This is a genomic window from Pseudomonas sp. HMSC063H08, assembly GCF_001813645.1.
Classification (GTDB): Bacteria; Pseudomonadota; Gammaproteobacteria; order Pseudomonadales; family Pseudomonadaceae; genus Pseudomonas; species Pseudomonas aeruginosa.
In genome coordinates this window covers 48235-63886 of sequence record NZ_KV813597.1, presented here as the reverse complement: position 1 = coordinate 63886, position 15652 = coordinate 48235, and the positions used below count along the sequence as shown (strand labels likewise).

The following is a 15652-nucleotide window of genomic DNA, read 5'->3' as shown; positions in this document are numbered from 1 at the left end:
ATGAGGAACGACAGGGCGAGCATCTTCAGCGACGGGTGCTTGTCGATGAAGTCGCTGATGGCGCCGGCACAGAGCATCATCACCAGTACCGCGACGATGATCGCCGCGACCATCACCGGCACGTGGGAGACCATGCCGACGGCGGTGATCACCGAGTCCAGGGAAAAGACGATGTCGATGATCGCGATCTGGATGATGGTGCCGATGAAGCCGCCCGCCGAACCCTTCGGTTCCTCGCCGCTTTCTTCCTCGCCTTCCAGGCCCTGGTAGATCTCCGAGCTGCTTTTCCAGAGCAGGAACAGGCCGCCGAAGAACAGGATCAGGTCGCGTCCGGAGATGCCCTGGCCGAACAGGTGGAAGAGGTCGGCGGTCAGGCGCATGACCCAGGTGATCGACAGCAACAGCAGGATCCGCGTCACCATCGCCAGGGCCAGGCCGAAGAAGCGGGTGCGTGGCTGCAGGTGCTTCGGCATGCGCCCGACCAGGATCGAGATCATGATGATGTTGTCGATGCCGAGGACGATCTCCAGGGCGGTCAGGGTGAAGAACGCAATCCAGATTTCCGGGCTGGTCAGCCATTCCATGAAGCGGTCACTCGTCTCGGTCAGTTACTGAACAGGGGGAACAGGCCCAGCAGCAGGGCCATGGCGAGGATCGCCAGGCACACCAGCACGGCCCATTTCAGGGTGAAGCGCTGGTGGTCGCCGAAGTCGATCTTGGCCAGCCCCACCAGCAGGTAGGTGGAGGGCACCAGCGGGCTGAGCAGGTGCACCGGCTGGCCGACGATCGAGGCGCGGGCCATTTCCACCGGGGTGATGCCGTATTCGGCGGCGGCCTGGGTGAGGATCGGCAGGACGCCGTAGTAGAAGGCGTCGTTGGACATGAAGAAGGTGAACGGCATGCTCACCAGCGCGGTGATGGTCGCCAAGTATGGGCCCAGCGCCGGCGGGATCACCGCCAGCAGGCTCTTGGACATGGCGTCGACCATCCCGGTGCCGGAGAGGATGCCGGTGAACACCCCGGCGGCGAAGATCAGCGAGACCACCGCGAGAATGTTCTCGGCGTGCGCGCCTATGCGCTTCTTCTGCTCCTGGATGCACGGGTAGTTGACGATCATGGCGATGCCGAAGGCGATCATGAACAGCACCGGCATCGGCAGCAGGCCGGCGATCAGGGTCGCCATCAGGGCCACGGTGAGAATGGCGTTGAACCACAGCAGCCTGGGCCGGCGCGCCTCCGGGTACTGCGACACGCTGATCTCCGCCAGGTCCTCGTGGTCGGTGGGCAGGTGCAGCTCGCCGAGGCGGGCGCGCTCGCGCTTGCCGTAGATCCAGGCGATGGCGAAGATCGCCAGCAGCCCGGCGATCATCGCCGGGATCATCGGCACGAAGATATCCGCGGGGTCGACGTGCAGGGCGCTCGCCGCGCGGGCGGTGGGGCCGCCCCAGGGGGTCATGTTGAGCACCCCGCTGGAGAGCATGATCAGGCAGGCCATCACCAGCGGGCTCATGCCCAGGCGGCTGTACAACGGCAGCACGGCGGCCACGCAGATCATGTAGGTGGTCGAGCCGTCGCCGTCGAGGGAGACGATCATCGCCAGCGCCGCGGTGCCCAGCGAGACCTTCAGCGGGTCGCCCTTGACCAGCCGGAGGATCTTGCGCACCGCCGGGTCGAACAGCCCGGAGTCGATCATGATGGCGAAGTAGAGGATCGCGAACATCAGCATCACGCCGGTCGGCGCCAGGGTGCGGATGCCGTCGAGCATCATCGGGCCGAGGCCGGCGGCGAAACCGCCGATCAGGGCGAAGGCGATCGGGACCAGGATCAGCGCGATCAGCGCGGACAGGCGCTTGGTCATGATCAGGAACATGAAGGTCGCCACCATGGCGAAGGCGAGCAGGGTCAGCATGGGTTCACTCCGGGGAAGACGGCGGACGGGCGTGCGGCGTGCGGTCAGCAGGCGGCGGGCGGGAGGCGTCGCGCGGACGGAGTGCGGCTGTAGGCGTGTGCGGAACGGGGCATGGCAATCACCATTGTTGTTTTTGTACGGGTAAGCGGGCGTCTCATGGACGCGCCGTCGTGACCGGTCTTCTGCCGGTGGTGGGCGGATGCTACGGCGGGAAGCTTTCAGGCAGCTTTCGCTGGATAACGGCGGGAAACGTGCGGGTAATTTCGGATATGTGGTCGATCAGGGCTGCCGCGCGAGGAGCGCCGCGGCCAGTTGCAGGTCGCTGTACCCGGCGTATTCCGGGGCCTGGCGCAGGACCTGCAAGGCCGCCTGGAGGTACGCGCCACGGATCGCACCGTCGCTGGCGACGAAGCTGGCGGCGTCGTCCCGCGCCTGGACGAGCTTGTCGCCCTCGTCAGCGCTGGACTCCTGTGCGCTGACGGTGCTGCCGATGAACGGGCCGACGGTGGTGACGGCCGCCCAGAAGAAGGTGGCGGCGCCGGGTTCGTCGTCGAATTCGGGAAACACCTTGATGAAACCGAAGGCCGGTTGGCAGAGCAGGCAGAGCGCCGTGAGGGCGGCGGCGACGCGTCCTGTCGTCATGGGCTTCCTTGCAGCACGAGGAGTACGCCGACCAGGGTGGCGCCGGAAAGCAGCGTTTGCAAGGTGATGATGCCCGCCATCAGGTGGCCGTCGCCGCCCAGTTGGCGGGTCAGCACATAGGCGGTGGGCGCCGTCGGCAGGGCGAAGAACAGCACCAGCACGGCGCTTTCCATGCTCGGCAGGCCCAGCCCGCGAGCGATGGCGAAGGCCAGCAGGGGCATCGCCAGCAGCCGCGCCGCGCAGTTCCAGCCAAGGGCCGCGACTTCGCCGCCGAGTTCCTGGGGTTTCAGCGCCGCGCCGACGCACAGCAGGCCCAGTGGCAGGCTGGCCACCGCCAGCAGGTTGAGCAGGCGATCGCTGCCGCCGGGCAGGCCGACGCCGGACAGGTTGACCAGTGCGCCGGCGAGGCAGGCGAGGATCAGCGGGTTCTTCAGGATCGGCAGCAGCAGCGCGCGCAGGCTGATGCCGCGCTCGGCGGTCAGCGCCCAGACCGACATCACGTTCACCGTCGGCACCATCAGCGCCAGCATCAGCGCGGCCAGGGTCAGGCCCGGCTTGCCGTACAGGCTGCCGACCGCGGCCAGGCCGAGATAGGTGTTGAAGCGCAATACGCCCTGGGCGATGGCGCCGAAGCGCCCGGCGTCCCAGCCGCGCCAGCGCTTGCAGAGCAGCAGGGCGAGCCAGGCGACGCCGAGCCCGAGCAGTACGGCCAGGGCCTGGCGGGCCAGGCCGGGGTCGTCCAGCGGCGCGGTTGCCAGGTTGCTGAACAGCAGCGCGGGAAACAGGATGAAGTAGTTCAGGCGTTCTGCGGCAGGCCAGAAGGCTTCGCCGGGAAAGTCCCAGCGGCGCAGGGCGTAACCGCCGACGATGAGGGCGAACAGCGGCCAGAGGGAGTAGAGCAGAGCGGTCACGGGCACCCCCGGATAGTGGAATCCGCTCATCTTGCGAGGTGGCTGCGGCACAGGGCAAGTCCGGCTTATGCTGGCACTCCCGCGAGGAGGATTCGCCATGCCCGAGACCCATACCGGCGGTTGCCATTGCGGCTATCTGCGCTACGCCGTCGCCGCGCCGCTGGACGATGTCGCTCACTGCCACTGCTCGATCTGCCGGCGCACCACCGGCGGCATCGTCACCACCTGGGCCACGGTGCCGCGCGCGGCGTTCCGCTGGCTGGCGGGCGAAGCGGCGGAATATGCCTCGTCGGCCAGCTGCACGCGCTACTTCTGCCCGCGTTGCGGGGCCAACCTGGCGTTGTTCACCCGGCTCAGCGCCGATACCCTGGACTTCACCGTGGCCAGCCTCGACCATCCCGAGCGCGCCCCCGCCAACCGGCACATCTGGGTCGGCAGCCGCCTGCCATGGCTACACCTCGACCCGCAGTTGCCCGAAGAGGACGAGGAGTTCATCGCCGGAGCGGACGCCCCGTGAGCGAAGACCGGAGGTGGCACCTGTAGGGCGAATAACGCAGAGCGTTATCCGCCGTCTGCGAGGCGCTGGAAGAGCGCCCGGGACGCGTCCTGCAGGCGCCTCCCTCAGGGCAGCATCAGCCCGCCGGCCGCCTTGTGCAGCTCGCGCAGGTGCGCGCCGACCTCCTTGATGTTGGCCTCGTTGGCTTCCAGCTCGGCGCGGCGCTCGGGATCGAGCAGGGCGCGGACCTCGCGGTCGAGGTCGTCGCTGAGCCGGCGCAGCCGCGCCTGGCGTTCGCGGGTCTGCTCTTCCAGGTGCTTCCACTCGGCGGCCTGCGGCAGGCCGTAGCCGCCCTCCAGGAGTTCCGCCGGACGACTGAGGAAGCCGCTGTCGTCGAGGATCTGCTGGAAGGTCTTGCCGGCCACTTCCAGGCGCTGGTCGCCGGCCGGCTTGTCCAGGTGGCCGAGGTACAGGCGCTTCAACTCGTCCTGGGCGAGCAGCAGCTGGCGCCGCAGCGAGGCCTGCTCGAGCAGCAGCAGCGCGGCGCTGGCGCGCAGGTCGGCCTTGGCGAACCAGGGCTGGCGCTCCCTGGCCGGCAGCGCCAGCCAGTCCTCGACCTTGTCCTGGGGGATGTGCAGGCGCTGCTTGAGCACGTCGAACATCGCCTGGTAGCGGTCGCGGAAGGAGTCGAAGCGGTAGCCCAGGCGCAGGGCTTCCTTGGGGTCGTCGAGCACACTGGGATCGGCCAGCTTGCGGTTCTCCAGCATCTCGAGCACGCCGTAGGGGGTGATGCTGTCCAGGCTTTGCAGCGGTCGCCGGGGGATGCCGCTGCGCAGCAGCTTGAGGGTTTCCACCGCGCAATTGTTGGAGATGAAGTAGTACTGGCCGTCGTAGCTCCAGTGACTCTGCGCGGCGCGCTCGACCAGGCTGGCGACCTCCTCGCGGTCCAGCTTCAGCGGCACCGAGGCGAGGCTGCGCAGCTCGACCTTGGTGTATTCCTCGATGACCTGCGACAGCGGCAGGACGAACAGGCGCGACGGATAGGCGCCGGTCAGGCCGTCCCAGCTGGACAATTGCAGGTCGCCGACGAAGGCGCGGTAGGACAGCACCAGATGCTGGTCGAGGTCCAGCCGGCAGTCCGGCCCACGCGGCCGGCCGGGGGCGCAGATCACCAGGCGGAGCATGGTGTGGCCCCAGCGGCTGACCAGGTTGTCGTTGGCCTCGGCCAGCAGGTAGTCGACCTCGTAGACCCGCTCGGGGTCGAGCTGGCCCAGCGGCTGCTGGCCGAAGTCGCGGCCGGCGTTGAGGTAGGCGAAGCTCTGCGCACAGGCGCTGTGTTCCGGCGCCCAGCCGAAGCGTTGCTGGTAGTAGCGGTAGAGCGCCGGGCGGCGGCAGGCGTAGCTGGGATCGAGAAGGAAGTACTCCATGTTCACCGCGACGAACTCGCGCGGATTGCTCAGCTCGTAGACGTCCGGGCTGCGCAGTACGAATCCATTGTGCGCCTCGCGCCGCCCGCGCTGGCCGGCGCGCTGCGGCCAGCCGGCGAGATCGAGCAGGCGCGGGTCGTCGGAGAGCGTGAAGCGGCGCCCGCTCTGCCCGCGGCAATCGGTGGGCTGGGCGATCCGGCCGAGGGTTTCTTCCTGGCGCGTGCAGCGGCGGATCTCGCGTTTTTCCTCCGCCGACCACAGGCGCGCGCGATCGTAGACGTGGGTCAGCTCGTGCAGCAGGGTCGCCAGCAGTTCGCGCCGCTCGGTGCCGTGCACGCGCCCGGTCTGGCGGCTGGCGGCGCTGCCGTCGGTGAGATCGGCCAGGTACTTGCGGTTCAGCGCGATGCGCTGCGGGCCACGGGCCTGGCCCATGCCGTTGGCGGGCAGGTCGTCGCGCCACTCGACCTCGATCTCGCGGTCCAGGCGTTCGCGGAAGGCCGGCGGCAGCTTGTCCGCGGCTTCGTCCAAGAGTTGCTGGCTGGCCTCGCGCTGCGCAGGGTCCAGCCCAGGCGCGTCGAGTTTCAGGCGCAGGGCCGCCGTCGCGTTGCCGGCTCCGCAGAGGGCCAGCGCCAGCAGCCAGGCGCAGGCCTTCCTCACAGGGCGAGAATGGCTTCGGCAAGTACCTGGTCGGAGGCTTCGCGGGCTTCCGGCAGACGGCTGCGCAGGGTCCGCATCGCGGCTTCCAGCTGGGCGCCGCGAATGGCGCCGTCGCTGGCGACGAAACTGGCGGCGTCGTCGCGCGCCTCGGTGACCACTTTCATGTCGCGCACGGAAGTGGTGGTGTCGGAAGTGAAGTCGATGCTGCGGTCGAGGGCGCGAACGATGATATTGCTGGTCGCGACCACCGAGCGTGCTTCCGCGGCCGTGGCGCAGAGCGCCAGCAGCAGGGCGGCGAACAGGGGGCTATGACGCATGGAGCTACGGCGCATGGAGGTTCTCCGGAACGGTGGTGATCGCCTATTGGGCAAGAATTGCTTCGGCCAGTTCCTGATCGCTGGCCGCCAGCTCGGGGTGCGCGACACGCAGCCAGCGCAATGCCGCTTCCAGGCGCGCACCGCGGATGCTGCCATCGCTGGCGACGAAACTGGCCGCATCGCCCCGGGCATCGCGTAACAATTTGTTCTCGAACGGCGTGCTGGTCAGCTTGCTGGTGACGTAAAGAGACTTCGCGGTGAACGCCGTCGTGGTATCGAAGGCGTGCGCAGCGGGCGCCAGCAGGCAACAGAAGAACAACGAGAACCGGTAACGCATGGGGTTGAGCGGAATAGGACTGGAACAGCCGCCAAGGCTAACGGAATGTGCGGCGCGGAGCCAGTGTGGCCGGTCGGCCGGGTCATCGCCGCAGCCGGGCGGCTGCGGCGGCGGGACGGGCGACTCAGATGGTCAGGATCGCCTGGGCCAGTTGCATGTCGTTGGCGGCCAGGCTCGGCAGCTTGCCACGGATGTGGCGCAGTGCGGCTTCCAGGTGCGAGCCGCGGATGTCGCCCTGGCTGGCGACGAAGCTGGCGGCGTCGTCGCGCGCTTCGAGGACGATCTTGTCGTCGCGGAAGGAATTGGTGATGTCCGAAGTGGCATTGGAGGTCATGCCGGTAGCGCGGACCAGGGTATCCGTGGTGACCACGAAGCTGCTGGCGAACGCGCTGGAGGCGCAGGCGAGCAGGGCAGCGGCACCGATCAGGCGCAGACGTTTCATGTGAGTTGCTCCGAACGAAGTCAGCGTAGACGGCCGCATCCGCGCGGCCGTGTCAACGCTGAGACTAACCAACTGTGCGCCACGTCACCAGCGGCTCAGCGCCAGAAAGGTTTCGAAATCTCTACGTAGCGTTCGCTCGGGCTGATCGCCAGGTCGGCGAGGTCGTGTTCGGACATTTGCGCAAGATGCTTGCGCGATCGAGCGTTTTGTCGCCAGGAATTCAATTTTTCCAGCAGGGCGGCGAGATGTGGATGGGCAGCCGGGAGACCGCTGGAACTCCCGGCGTGCGGGTGCGGGGATGTCCTCATCGTGCGTTCCTTCCCATCCCGGGGATGGGGGCGGGGTGTGGAACCTCATGATGCGCCGGGACCGCTGGCTTGCTCAGGGGCAACCACGCGGGAGTTGGACGGAACAGTTCGGTGGCCCCGGCAACTGTTCCGCCCGGCTGTAGCGGAACTGTTCCGGTGGCTCTACGCCTGGGCGGGCTTGCGCGCGATGATCACCTGGCTCTTGGCGACCACGGCGTCCAGGGCCTGCTTGATGGCCGGGCCGCGCGGCGAGTCGAGCAGCGCCTGCCAGGTCCTGGCCCAGTGTTCGAGGAGAGGATGGTCGGGATTGCCGAAATCGACCTTGGCCTCCCAGAACAGCAGCATCCACAGCGACCAGTAGAAGCCGTAGCGGCTGTGGCTGAGGATTTCCAGCCCGGCTTCGCGCACCAGTGCGGCGAACTGCTCCTCGCCGAGCACGCGGATGTGGTTGGGCTTGCGGAAGTATTCGTCGGCGGCGAAGTCTTTCTGCAGGTCTTCCGACGTGGGATGCGGCACGCTGAGCAGATAGAGTGCGCCGGGCTGGCCGACCCGTACCAGCTCGGCGAGGAACTGCCGCGGATCGTCGACGTGCTCGATGACCTCGGTGGAGACCACCCGGGTGGCCGTGGCGTCAGCCAGGGGCAGCGGGTCGCAGTCGCTGACCAGGCATTCCAGTTCGCGGGCCGGGGTATCGGCCAGGCGCTCGCGGGTCCTGGCGATCTTTTCCGCGTCGATGTCGGCGATGATGATGCGAGCGCCGCGCATGGCGCAGAAATGAACGTTGCCGCCGTCGCCGCACCCCACGTCGAGCACGGTGTCCTTGGCGGAAATCGGAAAGCCGCTGAACAGCTCGTCGGTCTCCTGGTTGAACCAGCCGCTGAGCACCGCGTCGCGCAACCCGAGCATGTACGGGTCGACCGGCGCAGGGGCGGGTGGCGCGGCGACGGGCTCGGCGACGGGGCTGGGCGGCGAGACGATCTTCTTGAGGAAGTTCAGCATGAGGTGGCTCCGGAAGTGGTGGCGACGCGGCGGGCGGCGCTCAGGCGCTTGACCAGGCGGGAGCCCAGGTCGCGGCAGGGGCTCTCGACGAAGCGGTAGTTGAACTCGCTGAGTACGACGATCAGGACCAGGCTGGTGCCGAGCAGCGACAGGGGCCGCTCGCCGGCGTCCCAGCCCAGGCGGAAGCAGAGTTCGCGACTGAGATAGAACGCCGGGATGTGGATCAGGTAGATCGCATAGGAGCGCGCGCCGACCCAGACCAGCAAGCGCTTCAGCGGCCCGTTGGAGAGCAGGTAGTCGCGGTCGTAGGAGGCTATCCACACCAGCAGTCCGCACAATAGCGCGATGGCGCCGATCCGCACGGCGACCAGGCTGTACGCTTCGCTGGCCAGCACGCCCAGGGCCGCGGCCACGGCGACCAGCAGCAACGGCCCGCTCCAGGCGCGGCCCAGCAGGGTGGGGTTCCAGCGGGCATAGCCAGGCTGCAGGGAGGCGAGGGCGAGCAGTACGCCGATGGCCAGGGCGTCGGTGCGCAACACCATCAGCAGCGGCGTGCGCAGGCTGAAGAACTGGACCAGCACCAGCGCCAGCAGGGCCCAGCCCAGGTAGCGACGCAGGCAGAGGATCAGCAGCGGCAGCAGGAGGTAGAACTGTTCCTCCAGGGAAAGGCTCCAGTAGACGAAGCTGGCACCGTATTCGTAGCGGTAGAAACTGTCGGCGAAGCGGAAGTTGGCGACCTGGAGGAAACCGGCGAGGCTCGCCGCGAGGTTGGCCGACAGGCTGCCGAAGGCTCCGGAGCGGTTCAGCAGCAGGCAACAGGCCAGGATCAGCGCCAGCCACAGCCAGGCCGAGGGCAGCAGGCGGAAGGCGCGGCGGATCCAGAAGTACCGCGCCTGTTCCCAGAATGCCTGGCGTGTGGGCGCCTCGCGCAGTTGCGGGATGAGGGTGCGGGCGATGACGAAGCCGGAGATGGCGAAGAACAGGTCCACGCCCCACCAGAACTGGACGCGCTGGTTGATGCCGTCCAGCAGTGCCGGGGAGCCGCTGAACAGGTTGCCGTGCAGATGGTGGAATACCACGCCGAGCACGGCCAGCCCGCGCAACAGTTCGATGTCGAGGATGCGTTTGCCGCTCATGTCCGCGACGATCCGGGGTCGAGCGGCTTGCGCGCGATGATCACCTGGCTCTTGGGCATGAAATGGTCGAGCAGGTGCTTGATCTCCAGACCGTCGGGACGGGCCAGGAGGTTTTCCCAGAGCCGTGCCCAGTCTTCCATCAGCGCCGGGTAGGGCGGCTGGATACGGTCGCGGACGGCGCCGCCGAGCTCACGGCCGGCGGCCCGTTCGCTGGCCCAGAAGAAGATCATGCCCATCACCCAGAAGAAGCCGCTGGCCTGGCGGTGCTCGATGACCAGCCCGGCGTCCTGCACCAGGCGCGCGAAGTCGTCGCGGGAGAAGATGTGGATGTGGTTGGGCGCCCGGAAGTAGTCGGCCGGGGCGATGCCCTGCTGCAGGTGTTCGCCGACCGGGTCCGGCACGCTCAGCAGGTACTGCGCGCCAGGGCGCCCGAGACGCACGAGTTCGGCCATCACCCGCGCTGGGTTGGCCACGTGTTCGAGCACTTCCATGCACACCAGCTTGTCGGCGCAGGCGTCGCGCAGCGGCAGCGGGTCGCTGTCGCTGACCAGGCCGGTGAAGGGCCGCCGGGCCACTGCCTCGACCTGCTGCGCCAGGCTCCGCACCTTGTCTTCCTCGCTGTCGGTGAAGATCACCGAAGCGCCCTGGCGGGCGGCGAAGAGGGTGGCGACGCCTTCGCCGCAGCCGAGATCGAGCAGGGTGTCCTGGGCGCCGATGGCGAAGCCGGCGAGCAGTTCGCCGGTTTCGCTGCGGAACCAGCCATCCAGCACCGCATCGCGCAGACCGCACATGCGTGGCGACACCGGTTCGCTCGCCGCAGCGGGACGGGAACGCCAGCGTTGGAGCAGGGCGCGGATCATGCCGGGATGCTTTGCAAGTCGGCGGGGTCGCCTTGTGCCGCTTCGTCGAGGAAGCGACGCAGGCGCTCCACGGCCAGCTTGCGGCTGCAGAAGCGTTCGAGGCTGGCGCTGGCATGCGCGGACATGCGTGCGTAGCGCTCCGGTTCCTGGCGAGCGACCTCGAAACTGGCCCGGTAGGCCCGGCACAGCGACTCCCAGTCGGTGATGTAGCGCAGCGTGCGGTAGGCCGCACGCGGGTCGTGGGGCCAGGCGGTGGCTTCTTCCGAGGAGTCGACGATGAAGGCGTTGTCGGCGTCGATGTAGTCGATCATCGCGGTATTGCGCGGAGCCACGGCCGGCTTGCCGCTGGACATGAATTCCATCAGCGGCAGGCATTGGCCTTCGCCGTAGGAGGTGTTCACCACGTAGCTGGTGGCCTCGACCAGCCGCTCGTAGTCCGGGTCGGCGAGGTAGCCGTGGATCAGCACGATGCGGCAGCGGTAGGACTGGTTCTTGTACAGGTGGTGAAGCATGTCGGCCAGCGCTTCGCCGACGTTGTGGTGGGTCAGTTTCAGCACCAGGGTGGCGTCGGGCTCGTCGCGGAAGGTGGCGCAGAACGCGCTGATCATGTCCTGCCAGTTCTTGCGCCCGTCGTAGGGGTTGAACACCGAGGTGTAGATGACCCCGTCGAGGCTCAGCTCGACCTGTTTCGCCGCGCGGTCCGGCAGGGCCAGGACCTCCGCCGAGGGCTCGGGGTCGGCATGGACGGCCAGGTCCAGCTGGCGGCTGTCCACCAGCAGGCCGTCCAGGCGCAGGCGCACATCCCGGGCTTCGGGACGGCCCGCCTGCTGCGAGGCGCGGTTGGCGAAGCGATCCCAGACCGGCGCCGGCACGCTCAGTACCGGGTAGTCGCGACCCATGGCGGCGCGCACCACGTCGACCGTGAAGCTGGAGTGGGTGATGGCCCGTCCGCTGTGGCGCAGCACGTGTCGCCAGTCGTGGCGCGGTTCGCCGTGCCAGGTTTCGCTGGGCAGGGTGCTGAACTCCCAGGCGAACACCGGGATGGTTGGGCAGGCATGGTGGATCGGCGTGCGATGGGGCGGCGAGAAGGAGAGGAAGACGCAGGGTTCGCCGCGCTTGCGGCAGTCGTGGTAGAGGCGGTCCACCAGTTCGTCGGGATCGCTGACTTCGACCACCTGGCCGATCTCTTCCAGCAGCGGACGGAATTCCTTGAGGACGAAGTAATAGCTGTACTCCGGGCGCCCGAGGTTCTGCCGGATGGTGGTCTTGTTGGTCTCGGAGTGGATGATGATCAGCATGGAACGTTGCCTGTGGCGGTGGCCGCCAGTTCGACGCCGGGCGCAGGGGGTGCCTTGCGAGCGGAAAGGAAGGGTTCCAGGCGCTGGCGGACCACGTCGCCGGCGCAGTAGCCGCGCATGCGTTGGTTGGCCGCGGTGGACAGCTGCCGATAGCGCTCCGGCTGTTCCCGGGCCACCCGGTAGCTCTCCAGGTAGGCCTCCTTCAGGGACTCCCAGCTCGGCCGGTAGCGCCGGGTGCTGTACAACCGGCGCGAATCCTGCGGCCAGGCCGCGGGCTCCTGGCTGGAGCGGACCACGAAGCCCACCTGGGCGTCCATGTAGTCGGCCATCGCCGAATGGTCCGGAGCGATCGCCGGGGTGCCGCAGGACATGAACTCCATCAGCGGCAGGCACAGGCCTTCGCAGCGCGAGGCGTTCACGTAGTAGCTGGCGGCTCCGTACAGACGGGCGTACTCCGCGGCGTCGAGATAGCCGTGCAGGGCGATGACCCGGCAGGCGAACGGCGACAGTTGGGAAAGCAGGGTGAGCAGTTCGACGTGGTAGGTCGTCAGGTCGCTCTGGGTCATCTTCAGCACCAGCGTGGCATCGCTGGTGTCGCGGAATGCCCAGCAGAAGGCGGTGATCAACTGATGCCAGTTCTTGCGCCCGTCCAGCGGATTGAACACCGAGACGTAGACCACCCCGTCCACGACGACCTGCTGGTGCTGGTCGACGTCCGGCAGCAGCGCCGGCGGATGCTCGGGTTCGGCGGGCGGCATCGGCTCGGTGGCCTGGGGCAATGGCTCCGGCAGCGTTTCCAGCGCCGTTGGCGGGGGCGGCAGCGGCCGGCGCAGGTGACGGAACAGCCAGCGGCGTACCGGTATGGGTACCAGGTCGCTGACGGCTTCCCGGTACCACAGCAGCAGGTAGTGCTTGCTGATGACCAGTCGGCGCCTCCAGTCGAGAGGAACCGGCTCTGGCTCTGGTTCTGGCTCAGGGACCGGTTCGGGCTCGGGCTCGGCGGGCGTCTCGGGGAGGACCTCGAGGATCTCATCCTCGGTCTCTTCCCTGATCGGTGCGATGAGGCCGTCGGCGGAAAGGCCCAGCAGGCGACTGTCGATGACGCAGCCCTTGAGTTGCAGGGTCTCGGCGGACTTGACCGGATTCCGTTCGCCTTGCTGGCGGATCGCGGCGAACTCCTCCCAGATCGGCGTCGGCAGCGCCAGCACCGGAAAATCTTCGCCCAGCACCCGGCGAACCGCGTGGGCAGTCTGCTCGGAGAGGGTGATGGCTGCGCCATGGCCGGCCAGGACCTGGCTCCAGTCCTGCGCCGGATCGCCGTCCCACGCCACGTCGGGAATCGACTCGAACTCCCAGGCGACCACGCACAGCATCGGGCATTGCAGGTCCCGCGCCGCCTTGTGCGGCGGGGTGAAGGAGAGGAACAGGCAGTCTTCGCCCTGTTCATGCAGTTGCCGGTAGAGCGGGTCGACTTCGTCCGTGCTCTGTACCAGGTGGACCTGTCCCAGCGATTCGAGGATTGGCCGGTAGGCCTTGAGGACGAAGTAGTAGCTGTATTCGGGGCGACCGAGGTTGTGGCCGATCGAGCGCTCGTTGATATCCGAGTAAAGGATGAAATTCATGGCATCTCGTGATGAAACTGCCCGTTCGACAGCTTGGTGGTGATGAGCGAGGCCAGGCGCTGCTTCGTTGTGCGGAAGCCTTCCCGGCGGACTGGTCGACCCATCGTGTTCTTGTTCTGTTATCACGACCGCGACCTGTTCGACCAACAGCACAGGAGGCAGTCAAGCACGAAATCGAGAGGCATTCTAAACATACCTTTCGCAAAAACGTGAAGGCTGACGGAGAAAACGTCATGCCGTTCGAGTGAGAACCTACCGGTCACGAATAAGCGGTTGAAATCGGCGCATTCTTGGCACAGATTGGAGCGCGATAATCAGAACAACACGCTATCCGGCATGACCTCTGGAACGTCGTATTCCTAGGAAGAGCGTCGCCGAGCGTAGCATCAGATAAAAGGCCCGCTTCCTTGACTCAGCGTCTGTTCGTCACCGGGCTCTCCGGTTTCGTAGGCAAGCATCTTCAAGCTTATCTGGCAGCGGCCCACACGCCGTGGGCGCTCCTTCCCGTACCGCATCGTTACGACCTGCTGGAGCCGGATTCGCTGGGCGACCTCTGGCCGGAGCTGCCGGATGCGGTCATCCACCTGGCCGGGCAGACCTATGTGCCGGAGGCCTTCCGCGATCCTGCGCGGACCCTGCAGATCAACCTCCTTGGCACCCTGAACCTGCTCCAGGCGCTTAAGGCGCGGGGCTTCTCCGGTACCTTCCTGTACATCAGCTCCGGCGACGTCTACGGCCAGGTGGCCGAGGCGGCGTTGCCGATCCACGAGGAACTCATCCCCCACCCGCGCAATCCCTATGCGGTCAGCAAGCTGGCGGCCGAGTCGCTGTGCCTGCAGTGGGGTATCACCGAAGGCTGGCGGGTGCTGGTGGCGCGGCCGTTCAACCATATCGGGCCGGGGCAGAAGGACAGCTTCGTGATCGCCAGCGCCGCGCGGCAGATCGCCCGGATGAAGCAAGGCTTGCAGGCCAATCGGCTGGAAGTGGGGGACATCGACGTCAGCCGTGATTTCCTCGATGTCCAGGACGTGCTGTCAGCCTATCTGCGCCTGCTCTCCCACGGCGAGGCGGGCGCCGTCTATAACGTCTGTTCCGGGCAGGAGCAGAAGATTCGCGAGCTGATCGAACTGCTGGCGGACATCGCCCAGGTCGAGCTGGAAATCGTTCAGGACCCTGCCCGGATGCGCCGGGCGGAACAGCGTCGGGTTCGCGGCAGCCATGCGCGACTGCACGACGCCACGGGCTGGAAGCCTGAAATAACCATAAAACAGTCCCTGCGGGCGATCCTGTCCGACTGGGAGTCACGGGTACGAGAAGAATGACAAGAAGTGCACTGGTAACTGGGATCACCGGTCAGGATGGAGCGTACCTGGCCAAGCTGCTGCTGGAGAAGGGCTACCGGGTCCACGGCCTGGTGGCGCGGCGCAGCAGCGACACGCGCTGGCGCCTGCGCGAACTGGGGATCGAAGGCGATATCCAGTACGAGGACGGCGACATGGCCGATGCCTGTTCGGTGCAGCGCGCGGTGATCAAGGCGCAGCCGCAGGAGGTCTACAACCTGGCGGCACAGAGCTTCGTCGGGGCTTCCTGGAACCAGCCGGTGACCACCGGCGTCGTCGACGGCCTGGGCGTGACCCACCTGCTCGAGGCGATCCGCCAGTTCAGCCCGGAAACGCGCTTCTACCAGGCTTCCACCAGCGAGATGTTCGGCCTGATCCAGGCCGAGCGCCAGGACGAGAACACGCCGTTCTACCCGCGCAGCCCCTACGGCGTGGCCAAGCTCTATGGCCACTGGATCACCGTCAACTATCGCGAGAGCTTCGGCCTGCATGCCTCCAGCGGCATCCTGTTCAACCACGAGTCGCCGCTGCGCGGCATCGAGTTCGTCACGCGCAAGGTTACCGACGCGGTGGCCCGCATCAAGCTCGGCAAGCAGCAGGAATTGCGCCTGGGCAACGTCGACGCCAAGCGCGACTGGGGCTTTGCCGGGGACTACGTCGAAGCCATGTGGCTGATGTTGCAGCAGGACAAGGCCGACGACTACGTGGTGGCCACCGGTGTCACTACCACCGTGCGCGACATGTGCCAGATCGCTTTCGAGCATGTGGGCCTGGACTACCGCGACTTCCTCAAGATCGACCCGGCGTTCTTCCGGCCCGCCGAGGTCGATGTGCTGCTGGGTAATCCGGCCAAGGCCCAGCGTGTGCTCGGCTGGAAGCCCAGGACCAGCCTGGACGAGCTGATCCGGATGATGGTCGAGGCGGACCTGCGACGCGTTTCCCGGGAGTAAG

Annotated in this window: 17 protein-coding genes; 3 read left to right on the top strand and 14 right to left on the bottom strand. The window is 67.2% G+C overall.

The window, feature by feature from the left end:
- The 4 genes from HMPREF2924_RS28425 to HMPREF2924_RS28410 all read right to left on the bottom strand — a co-directional run.
- On the bottom strand, positions 1–584 hold a 584-nt coding region (locus HMPREF2924_RS28425; RefSeq protein ID WP_049331158.1), incomplete at its 3' end, for a TerC family protein.
- 20 nt (positions 585–604) lie between these two features.
- Positions 605–1909, bottom strand: coding sequence for a CitMHS family transporter (locus tag HMPREF2924_RS28420; protein ID WP_003110367.1), 1305 nt, complete (start codon positions 1907–1909; stop codon positions 605–607).
- A 279-nt stretch (positions 1910–2188) separates the two neighbouring features.
- Positions 2189–2551, bottom strand: a complete 363-nt coding sequence (locus HMPREF2924_RS28415; RefSeq protein ID WP_003102543.1) for a DUF2388 domain-containing protein — start codon at positions 2549–2551, stop codon at positions 2189–2191.
- Complete coding sequence (locus tag HMPREF2924_RS28410; RefSeq protein ID WP_004364743.1) at positions 2548–3492, bottom strand: AEC family transporter; 945 nt, start codon at positions 3490–3492, stop codon at positions 2548–2550. The genes HMPREF2924_RS28415 and HMPREF2924_RS28410 overlap by 4 nt, the downstream gene beginning before the upstream one ends.
- Before the next feature lie 67 nt (positions 3493–3559).
- Between HMPREF2924_RS28410 and HMPREF2924_RS28405 the strand changes: the two genes are divergently transcribed.
- Entirely contained in the window at positions 3560–3979 is a 420-nt protein-coding gene (locus HMPREF2924_RS28405) for a GFA family protein (RefSeq protein ID WP_003110364.1), read from the top strand.
- 104 nt (positions 3980–4083) lie between these two features.
- Here HMPREF2924_RS28405 and HMPREF2924_RS28400 read toward each other — a convergent pair whose 3' ends face one another.
- From HMPREF2924_RS28400 to HMPREF2924_RS28355, 10 genes are all read right to left on the bottom strand, one after another.
- Positions 4084–6042 carry a DUF7844 domain-containing protein gene (locus tag HMPREF2924_RS28400; RefSeq protein ID WP_003110363.1) on the bottom strand — a complete coding sequence of 653 codons (1959 nt, stop codon included), beginning with the start codon at positions 6040–6042 and terminating at the stop codon, positions 4084–4086.
- A complete protein-coding gene (locus HMPREF2924_RS28395; RefSeq protein WP_003114112.1) occupies positions 6039–6359 on the bottom strand; it encodes a DUF2388 domain-containing protein in 321 nt (106 codons plus the stop codon). Before HMPREF2924_RS28395 ends, HMPREF2924_RS28400 begins: the two co-directional genes overlap by 4 nt.
- Before the next feature lie 43 nt (positions 6360–6402).
- Positions 6403–6696, bottom strand: coding sequence for a DUF2388 domain-containing protein (locus HMPREF2924_RS28390; RefSeq protein WP_003110362.1), 294 nt, complete (start codon positions 6694–6696; stop codon positions 6403–6405).
- Between the two features lie 124 nt (positions 6697–6820).
- Positions 6821–7138 (bottom strand): DUF2388 domain-containing protein, encoded by a 318-nt coding sequence (locus HMPREF2924_RS28385; protein WP_003096907.1) that lies wholly within the window; start codon positions 7136–7138, stop codon positions 6821–6823.
- A 95-nt stretch (positions 7139–7233) separates the two neighbouring features.
- Positions 7234–7446, bottom strand: coding sequence for a DUF1127 domain-containing protein (locus HMPREF2924_RS28380; protein WP_003096905.1), 213 nt, complete (start codon positions 7444–7446; stop codon positions 7234–7236).
- A gap of 162 nt (positions 7447–7608) precedes the next feature.
- Positions 7609–8445 (bottom strand): class I SAM-dependent methyltransferase, encoded by an 837-nt coding sequence (locus HMPREF2924_RS28375; RefSeq protein ID WP_003110361.1) that lies wholly within the window; start codon positions 8443–8445, stop codon positions 7609–7611.
- On the bottom strand, positions 8439–9581 hold the full coding sequence (locus tag HMPREF2924_RS28370; RefSeq protein WP_004364736.1) for an acyltransferase family protein: 1143 nt from the start codon (positions 9579–9581) through the stop codon (positions 8439–8441). Before HMPREF2924_RS28370 ends, HMPREF2924_RS28375 begins: the two co-directional genes overlap by 7 nt.
- A complete protein-coding gene (locus HMPREF2924_RS28365) occupies positions 9578–10441 on the bottom strand; it encodes a class I SAM-dependent methyltransferase (protein WP_003114110.1) in 864 nt (287 codons plus the stop codon). Before HMPREF2924_RS28365 ends, HMPREF2924_RS28370 begins: the two co-directional genes overlap by 4 nt.
- Positions 10438–11739 (bottom strand): glycosyltransferase, encoded by a 1302-nt coding sequence (locus tag HMPREF2924_RS28360; protein WP_004364733.1) that lies wholly within the window; start codon positions 11737–11739, stop codon positions 10438–10440. Before HMPREF2924_RS28360 ends, HMPREF2924_RS28365 begins: the two co-directional genes overlap by 4 nt.
- Complete coding sequence (locus HMPREF2924_RS28355; RefSeq protein WP_004364729.1) at positions 11733–13361, bottom strand: glycosyltransferase; 1629 nt, start codon at positions 13359–13361, stop codon at positions 11733–11735. The genes HMPREF2924_RS28360 and HMPREF2924_RS28355 overlap by 7 nt, the downstream gene beginning before the upstream one ends.
- Before the next feature lie 407 nt (positions 13362–13768).
- Here HMPREF2924_RS28355 and rmd point away from each other — a divergent pair, with 407 nt between their 5' ends.
- Both rmd and gmd read left to right on the top strand, forming a co-directional pair.
- Positions 13769–14683, top strand: a complete 915-nt coding sequence (gene rmd, locus HMPREF2924_RS28350) for a GDP-6-deoxy-D-mannose reductase (RefSeq protein WP_003096892.1) — start codon at positions 13769–13771, stop codon at positions 14681–14683.
- Complete coding sequence (gene gmd / locus HMPREF2924_RS28345) at positions 14680–15651, top strand: GDP-mannose 4,6-dehydratase (RefSeq protein ID WP_003096890.1); 972 nt, start codon at positions 14680–14682, stop codon at positions 15649–15651. Before rmd ends, gmd begins: the two co-directional genes overlap by 4 nt.
- Position 15652: the final 1 nt, after the last annotated feature.

Excerpts from the sequence above, each read along its gene's own strand:
- HMPREF2924_RS28420 (WP_003110367.1), bottom strand. The coding sequence starts at position 1,909 with ATGCTGACCCTGCTCGCCTTCGCCATGGTGGCGACCTTCATGTTCCTG.
- HMPREF2924_RS28415 (WP_003102543.1), bottom strand. The coding sequence starts at position 2,551 with ATGACGACAGGACGCGTCGCCGCCGCCCTCACGGCGCTCTGCCTGCTC.
- HMPREF2924_RS28410 (WP_004364743.1), bottom strand. The coding sequence starts at position 3,492 with ATGAGCGGATTCCACTATCCGGGGGTGCCCGTGACCGCTCTGCTCTAC.
- HMPREF2924_RS28405 (WP_003110364.1), top strand. The coding sequence starts at position 3,560 with ATGCCCGAGACCCATACCGGCGGTTGCCATTGCGGCTATCTGCGCTAC.
- HMPREF2924_RS28395 (WP_003114112.1), bottom strand. The coding sequence starts at position 6,359 with ATGCGTCATAGCCCCCTGTTCGCCGCCCTGCTGCTGGCGCTCTGCGCC.
- HMPREF2924_RS28390 (WP_003110362.1), bottom strand. The coding sequence starts at position 6,696 with ATGCGTTACCGGTTCTCGTTGTTCTTCTGTTGCCTGCTGGCGCCCGCT.
- HMPREF2924_RS28385 (WP_003096907.1), bottom strand. The coding sequence starts at position 7,138 with ATGAAACGTCTGCGCCTGATCGGTGCCGCTGCCCTGCTCGCCTGCGCC.
- HMPREF2924_RS28380 (WP_003096905.1), bottom strand. The coding sequence starts at position 7,446 with ATGAGGACATCCCCGCACCCGCACGCCGGGAGTTCCAGCGGTCTCCCG.
- HMPREF2924_RS28375 (WP_003110361.1), bottom strand. The coding sequence starts at position 8,445 with ATGCTGAACTTCCTCAAGAAGATCGTCTCGCCGCCCAGCCCCGTCGCC.
- HMPREF2924_RS28370 (WP_004364736.1), bottom strand. The coding sequence starts at position 9,581 with ATGAGCGGCAAACGCATCCTCGACATCGAACTGTTGCGCGGGCTGGCC.
- HMPREF2924_RS28365 (WP_003114110.1), bottom strand. The coding sequence starts at position 10,441 with ATGATCCGCGCCCTGCTCCAACGCTGGCGTTCCCGTCCCGCTGCGGCG.
- HMPREF2924_RS28360 (WP_004364733.1), bottom strand. The coding sequence starts at position 11,739 with ATGCTGATCATCATCCACTCCGAGACCAACAAGACCACCATCCGGCAG.
- HMPREF2924_RS28355 (WP_004364729.1), bottom strand. The coding sequence starts at position 13,361 with ATGAATTTCATCCTTTACTCGGATATCAACGAGCGCTCGATCGGCCAC.
- gmd (WP_003096890.1), top strand. The coding sequence starts at position 14,680 with ATGACAAGAAGTGCACTGGTAACTGGGATCACCGGTCAGGATGGAGCG.